Annotated in this window: 6 protein-coding genes and 1 pseudogene; 1 reads left to right on the top strand and 6 read right to left on the bottom strand. The window is 54.4% G+C overall.

Annotation, left to right across the window (positions count from 1 at the left end; genetic code table 11):
* Window positions 1-487, top strand: a pseudogene (locus ACILRN_RS14635) (EamA/RhaT family transporter); the annotation flags it as partial.
* A 39-nt stretch (window positions 488-526) separates the two neighbouring features.
* Here the strand turns inward: ACILRN_RS14635 and eno are convergent.
* The 6 genes from eno to secG form a co-directional block, all read right to left on the bottom strand.
* Entirely contained in the window at window positions 527-1,819 is a 1,293-nt protein-coding gene (gene eno / locus ACILRN_RS14630; protein ID WP_395689507.1) for a phosphopyruvate hydratase, read from the bottom strand.
* 84 nt (window positions 1,820-1,903) lie between these two features.
* Window positions 1,904-2,734 (bottom strand): 3-deoxy-8-phosphooctulonate synthase, encoded by an 831-nt coding sequence (gene kdsA, locus ACILRN_RS14625; RefSeq protein ID WP_395689505.1) that lies wholly within the window; start codon window positions 2,732-2,734, stop codon window positions 1,904-1,906.
* A complete protein-coding gene (locus ACILRN_RS14620) occupies window positions 2,731-3,096 on the bottom strand; it encodes a PaaI family thioesterase (RefSeq protein ID WP_395689503.1) in 366 nt (121 codons plus the stop codon). Before ACILRN_RS14620 ends, kdsA begins: the two co-directional genes overlap by 4 nt.
* A gap of 92 nt (window positions 3,097-3,188) precedes the next feature.
* Complete coding sequence (locus ACILRN_RS14615) at window positions 3,189-5,543, bottom strand: DUF3772 domain-containing protein (RefSeq protein WP_395689502.1); 2,355 nt, start codon at window positions 5,541-5,543, stop codon at window positions 3,189-3,191.
* 3 nt (window positions 5,544-5,546) lie between these two features.
* Window positions 5,547-7,175 carry a CTP synthase gene (locus tag ACILRN_RS14610; protein WP_395689500.1) on the bottom strand — a complete coding sequence of 543 codons (1,629 nt, stop codon included), beginning with the start codon at window positions 7,173-7,175 and terminating at the stop codon, window positions 5,547-5,549.
* 88 nt (window positions 7,176-7,263) lie between these two features.
* A partial coding sequence (secG, locus tag ACILRN_RS14605; protein WP_395689499.1) for a preprotein translocase subunit SecG occupies window positions 7,264-7,529 on the bottom strand: 266 nt, incomplete at its 5' end.

The following is a 7,529-nucleotide window of genomic DNA, read 5'->3' as shown; positions in this document are numbered from 1 at the left end:
TTTGTTCAAGCCTGCTGCTCTGCTCAGCCTTTTCAGTGCAGCGGCGTACGCTCTATCGATGATCCTCGCACGGCAATTCGGTTCGCGGGACTCAACCACGGTCATGGCCTTCTACGTTAACGCTGTGTACATGATCGTAGCCGCCTTAATGGCCCTCGCCTTCCACCTGACTGGCTTTAAAACCGTCGATAACCCGACACTCGATTTTCTAATTCGACCCTGGACCATGCCAGAAAGTCGTGATCTGTTCCTGCTCGGCTTATGCGGCGTGATCGCGGCGAGCGGCATGGCGCTCCTAACCCATGCCTATCGCCTCGCGAATGCCAATGTTGTAACGGTGTTTGAGTATAGCGGCATGTTGTGGGTGCCACTCTGGGGTTACCTCCTCTTCAGCGAGGTCCCAAAGGTTTCAACACTACTTGGCACCGCGATCATCATCTCAGCGGGCATAATCGCAGTTAAGACATCAAGCGAGAGCCGCTCCTAGCCGTCGCCTCGACTGCAACAGAAACAATCCCGCGAACGTTCAGCTTGACCGTGACGCAGCCTTGAGAATGCCTCTGCCAGCGTAAACTGCCTGGCTCCCCAGTTCTTCCTCGATGCGTAACAGCTGATTATACTTGGCCAAACGGTCTGAGCGCGCCAGGGAACCAGTCTTGATCTGCCCGCAATTGGTCGCCACCGCCAGGTCAGCGATGGTTGAATCCTCGGTTTCACCAGATCGGTGAGACATCACGGCGGAATAGGCGGCTTTATGCGCAGTTTCCACAGCATCCAACGTCTCGGTCAGCGAACCGATTTGGTTCACCTTGACCAGGATTGCGTTTGCTACGTCCATTGCGATACCCTCGCGCAGTCGACTGGTATTTGTAACGAAAAGATCGTCACCAACCAACTGATGCGTTTTACCAATCAGACGAGTGACTTGCTTCCAGCCATCCCAATCATCCTCGGACATACCATCTTCGATGGAGAAGATCGGGTAGGCCTTTGCCAGATCAGCGAGGTATTGTGCCTGTTCGGACACCGAACGCTTCCTGCCTTCGCCTGTATAGTCGTAGACATTCGACTTGAAGAACTCGGTTGCTGCACAGTCCAAAGCTAGGACGACATCATGACCTGGCTTATACCCAGCCTGCTCCACTGCCTTCATCACGAAATCCAATGCTGCCTCCGCGGACGGCAGGTTTGGTGCAAAGCCTCCCTCGTCGCCGACATTCGTGTTGTGGCCAGCTTTCTTCAGAGCACTCTTGAGAGTGTGAAAAACTTCAGCACCCATCCGCAGGCCTTCACGGAAGCTTTCCGCGCCAACCGGCATGATCATGAATTCCTGAAAGTCGATTGGGTTGTCGGCATGAGCGCCGCCGTTGATGATGTTCATCATTGGCACAGGCAGCACATGCGCGGCGGCACCGCCCACATAACGATAAAGCGGCAGTCCGGAAGACTCTGCCGCGGCCTTCGCGCATGCCAGAGAAACTCCAAGAATAGCGTTTGCGCCAAGCCGGGCTTTGTTTGGCGTACCATCAAGCTCAATCATGGTCCGGTCGAGCGCGATCTGGTCCTCGGCCTCCATCCCTGCCAGCGCGTCGAAGATCTCGCCATTGACCGAGGCAACAGCTTTCGTTACGCCTTTACCGAGATAGCGCGCCTTGTCTCCATCGCGCAGCTCTACAGCTTCATGCGCTCCCGTTGATGCTCCCGAAGGTACAGCAGCCCGGCCCATCGATCCATCCTCGAGAACCACATCAACCTCAACCGTTGGGTTGCCCCGGCTGTCTAGAATCTCCCGTCCGGTAATATCAATTATTGCGGTCATGGCCAGCTTTCCTGAGAACGAATATCCGATGCGCTTATGCGGGCAGTCCGAAACTTTTGCAAGAGTCGCAGCAAAAGGCGGAATTCAATGGGTTTTTACTACTTTATCAAGCGCCAGCAGTGTTTCAAGAAGCCGCTCCAATTCAGCAAGGGGAACCATGTTTGGTCCATCCGATGGAGCCTTATCAGGATCTTCATGAGTTTCGATGAATACTCCCGCAACCCCAACAGCTACCGCCGCCCTCGCAAGCACTGCCACCATTCGCCGGTCCCCGCCAGACGACGTGCCCTGCCCTCCTGGTTGCTGTACGGAGTGGGTTGCGTCAAAAACCACGGGAGCGCCAGTCTCCGCCATGATTGGTAGCGCACGCATATCAGACACAAGCGTGTTGTATCCGAAAGACGCGCCACGCTCCGTCAGAAGAACGTTCGGATTGCCACTCTCCACAATCTTGGCAAGTACATTCTTCATGTCCCACGGTGCTAGAAACTGTCCTTTTTTGACATTGATTATGCGTCCTGTTTGGGCTGCCGCCACGAGCAGATCAGTCTGCCGGCAAAGAAACGCCGGGATTTGCAGAACGTCAACGACGTCTGCAACTTCCGCGCACTGGCCAATCTCGTGAACGTCAGTCAGTACCGGCAAGCCCAATTCAGCGCGCAGATCGGAAAAAACGGCAAGCGATTTTTCAAGCCCCATTCCTCTTTTCCCGCTGAGACTGGTTCTGTTCGCCTTATCGAAACTAGATTTGTAGATGAGTCCGACGCCCAAACGACTGCAGATTTCTTTCAACCGCCCGGCCATCATGAAGGCGTGCTCCCGGCTCTCCATCTGACAGGGTCCGGCAATCAACACCAAGGGCAACATATTGCCGAGCCTCACCGAACCAACGCTAACGACTGGCTGTGTCTTCATTTTGGATACACCATGAATGTGCCCGAACCATGAGCGTAAAGCTGACCCTGACCGCCGACAACTTTCGCATCAGCAGTGAACATCGACCGGCCAGAGTGAATCACATGCGCGATGCACTCCAGCCGTCCAGTATTACCATCTATTTTTCGGACGTAGTTCACCTTCAATTCGATGGTTCCATAGCCTGCGTCTGCCGGTAGCTTTGTCTGAACCGCGCACCCCATGGCGGAGTCAATAAGGGTCGCGGCATAGCCGCCGTGAACCCGCATCTGGGGATTATAGTGGCGCTCTGTTGGATTTGCCTCAAACTTCGCAGAGCCGTCTTCGACCATGATCAGGCGCATGTTCATCGTTTCTGCCATGGCAGATCCCCTGCCCTCTGCGATCACGGTTTTCAGATAATCAAGACCACTCTTTCTTTGCTCTGACACTTGCCTTAACGCCTTTTATCGCTTCAGCTCTTAGCTGGTGATTTTCCGGACGAAGAAGGCGTCATGGAGACGCCCTTCTCACGGAACAAGGTGAACAGTTCAAAACGCAGATCGCTGGCGATCTGACCACCATTAAGAATATCGGCCACGAAACCGCGAAGCTCAAACTCTAATCCGTTTGCACCAAATCGCGACATGGTTACACTTGGCTCCGGATAGGTCAGAATCTTCGGATGCCGTTTAGCGCAATCTATCAGCAAGGCCCGTATGAGCTCCGCGTCATTATCATAATCAACCGTCACGGCAACGAGGATACGTCCACGATTGTCGACATGTGTCCAATTCTGCAGCGGCTCTGATACCAACAGCGAGTTGGGCAGTATGATCGAACAGCCATCAAATGACTCGATCTCTGTCGACCGCACGTTGATGCGCCGGACGATACCTTCTCCGGCGGACAAGGCAACCCAGTCACCAACCCGGACAGGCCTTTCGGCTAATATAATGAGTCCCGACACGAAGTTGTTGACGATTGACTGCAGTCCGAAACCGATGCCTACGCCCAGGGCCCCAGCGACAATGGCGATGTTCGAAAAATTGATACCTGCGGCGGTTAATGCAAACCCGATCGCCAGCACATAACCCGCGTAAGTCGCCCCCTTGAGAATCGAATCCTGAACACCCTTGTTGATGCGCGTATCCGACAGAATACGCCTGTTCAACCAACGACTGAAGAGCTTTGTCGCTATTATACCACCGACCAATGTTCCCAGAACAACAAGAAACATTGCTGGCGATACGGTTACGTCGCCGATCTGGAAACCTATCCTCAGCGTGTTGATGAAGCCGCTGAAATCAACCCAAGTCAGCGTCCAGAGCAAGAGAAGAACTGGTACTCCCGCAATGATGAGAAACACATCAACGCTCGTCCTGAGTATGAGCCCCAAACGCTCTATGCTGCGCTCCCTTAATCCAGTTACCCTGCGCAGAAATGTTCCGAAACTGCTGTGTGGATCAAAACTTGCTCCTATTGCAGCGTCAAACAAGTAGTAGAACAAGAAGACTACAGCCACCAGCATGGCTGTACGTATGATCTGATGCGCCAAATAATTTGCCAGCGACAGATAGCCCAATAGAAGCGCGCCAAAACCGATTATGATGATAAGCCAGACAAGAGGGGCCAGCCGCGTCGCCCAGGTAAAATAGAGGTTTCTGCTCTTGGCATCAGCAAGTCCGGTTTGTTTCTGCAGAGTCAGCATCGCCGCCGAAATCAGAAGCAGCAACACAAGAGCAGAGATGGCAGAATGCCCAACTGTATAGCTCACACCGAGATATAGGCCGTCAGCGACCCGGATGAGCTGCGTGTTCAAAGTCCCGACAAAGCCTGTGAACCCTGCCAGAATGGTAAAGCGAGTAGCAGCCTGATCATCCAAATCTATGATCCGCCGGGCTGGTTCGCCAGGAGCCGACATGCCGCGTGCGACCCTGTAGTACAACAAGGCAAATACCATCGTGAGCAGTATCCCCATCCAGACCATTAACATCCGGGGGGTCACGTAACCGCTCACCTCAAGCGCAAGATGAATGGGTCCTATCAGAACCAATAGGGACACCAGCGTCCCCAGTAATGATCGGACAATAATCCACAAGCGGGTAATGTCATCCAGCTGTTCGCCCGACCGCGTGAAACGGTCCATCCAGGCGCCTAGCTTCTGATAAAGAACCTGGTACCCGGTGAAAAAGGCAAGGATGACGATGCCGACGGCGATCAAGCCCCATGGGCTGGCGTTCGGACCAACATCCTGCCACCACACAGCAAAGAAGGCGTACATCGCAACCCAGAACGCACCAACTCCAGTCCACATGTCGATCCAGAGACTGGGATTTACTATGGAACGGTTGCGATCAAATATGCGCTCGACGAACTGATCACGCTGGAGAACAGACACTTGTCCTGCATTCTGTTCGGCATTAAGAGCCAACACGTCATACTGCGACTTGAGGGCAATCAGTTTATTGCGCGTATCAGTCAGGTCGGAACGCGCTTTTGCAACTTCGGGATCTTCCGCTGCGCCGGCTGTGGGGGCTGGTCCGAGAGAGTCGAGTTGCTGAGTGAGGTCTGAGATCGGTGACTGAAGCTCGATGGAAAGCTGGGCGCTATTCGACCTGATGTCTTCAAACGACGCGCGAAGATTCGCAAGTTCCTTGTCTGTGAGTGCTGGCTTGCGGAGCTGCTGCAGCGACTGATCCATCTCAGCGCGGAACAACGCCAGAGTTCGCTCAGATCGATCGATCAGGTTCGGATCAACAGCGAAGGCTTGGGAGGTGAGGAGCAGACCAAAAAAGACTGATAGGATGATCCCGATGGCCGACCGCATGACCTACACCAGCCGACTTTGCTCGATAGCAGCTGCTATGAAAGAACGAAACAGCGGGTGCGGATCAAAGGGCTTCGACTTCAGTTCCGGATGATACTGAACGCCGATGAACCATGGATGATCGGGATACTCGATGGTTTCGGGCAGCAACCCATCTGGCGACATCCCAGAAAACCTCAAACCAGCGGCCTCAAGCTGCTCACGATACCGGGTATTCACTTCGTAACGGTGACGGTGTCTCTCCCAAATGCGAGTTTGACCGTAGATTTCAGCAACCTTGCTGCCTTCCTTCAGATCGGCCTCATACGCGCCAAGCCGCATGGTGCCGCCAAGATCGCCCCCGGACTTGCGTATTTCAAGTTCGTTTCCCTTCATCCACTCAGTCATTGTGCCTACAACAGGCTCTGGGGTCTCTCCGAATTCAGTCGAGCTTGCTGAACTTATGGCACACAACGACCTGGCTGCCTCGATACATGCCATCTGCATGCCAAAGCAGATGCCAAAATACGGAACGTTACGGGTGCGCGCGAAAGTAGCCGCGCGGATCTTACCCTCTGATCCCCGCTCACCAAAGCCTCCTGGTACGAGAATTCCGTGAACGCCTTCCAGATAGGGAGCTGGGTCCTCCTTCTCGAAAATTTCTGACTCGATCCACTCAACGTTTACGCGCACTCTGTTTGCGATGCCACCATGGACAAGGGCCTCTTGCAGAGATTTGTAGGCATCGAGCAGACCAGTGTACTTACCGACAACCGCGATGTTCACCTCACCTTCCGGCTGGTTGATCCGCTGCATCACATCGTGCCATCGGCTGAGATCTGGTTCGCGAACCTCCTTGAAACCGAACAGATCCAGAACTTCTCGGTCAAGCCCTTCGTCATGATAGGCTCTAGGGACGTCATATATCGATTTCACGTCTAGAGCCTGGATGACGGCAGATGGTCTCACGTTGCAGAAGAGCGCTATCTTTCGCCGTTCATTGACGGGAATTTCACGGTCAGCTCTGCACAAAAGGATGTCAGGCTGGATGCCAATCGAGCGGAGTTCCTTAACCGAGTGCTGGGTTGGCTTCGTTTTCAATTCACCGGCCGTCGGAATGAACGGCAGCAATGTCAGGTGGATATACAGGCAATCACCCCGCGGCTGTTCCTGTCCAAATTGGCGGATGGCTTCGAAAAATGGCAGGCCTTCAATGTCACCTACCGTACCTCCGATTTCGACCAGCACGAAATCATAGCCGTCGTTGCCGGATCGGATGAAGTCCTTGATCGCATCCGTGACATGCGGAATGACCTGAACCGTCCCGCCCAGGAAGTCGCCATGCCTCTCCTTGGCTATGATCTCCTGATAGATGCGGCCGGTGGTTATGTTATCCTGTTTGTTGGCGTGTCTGCCGGTGAAGCGTTCGTAATGGCCAAGGTCAAGGTCCGTCTCAGCGCCGTCATCCGTGACGAACACCTCGCCATGCTGATAGGGACTCATTGTCCCGGGATCGACGTTTAGATAGGGATCAAGCTTTCGCAGCCTCACGGTGAAACCACGGGCCTGCAGGAGTGCTCCCAATGCCGCAGATGCCAACCCCTTGCCGAGGGAAGAAACCACGCCGCCGGTAATAAAAATATAACGCGCCATGGGCTTTCACCCTAACTGGTTCAACGCACGATTCGAAGCCCCGCCGCGGTCCCAAAGCGGGATGATTGCGGAAAACTGCGAGCAACCGTCAGGGGCTGACGGGCACCTGCGGTTGAGCCGGCTTCGAGGGGGCCAGATTAGGCAGAACTGAGCCGCCGCCAGCTCCCTCTGGAGGAGTTTGGGTTTCAGCCGGGGGTGGAACTGTATCGACCGCGTCAATAACCGACCCCCCGCCGCGTTGCGTTGCAATGACAGTCAACGCAATCGAGGTACAGAAAAACGCCACGGCCAGATAGGCTGTCGTCCGGGTAAGGGCGTTTCCTACTCCCCGCGTCGAAAAGATATTTCCGCCGC

This window comes from Aestuariivirga sp., from assembly GCF_044238155.1.
GTDB lineage: Bacteria > Pseudomonadota > Alphaproteobacteria > Rhizobiales > Aestuariivirgaceae > Aestuariivirga.
This window is presented reverse-complemented; position numbering and strand designations above follow the sequence as displayed.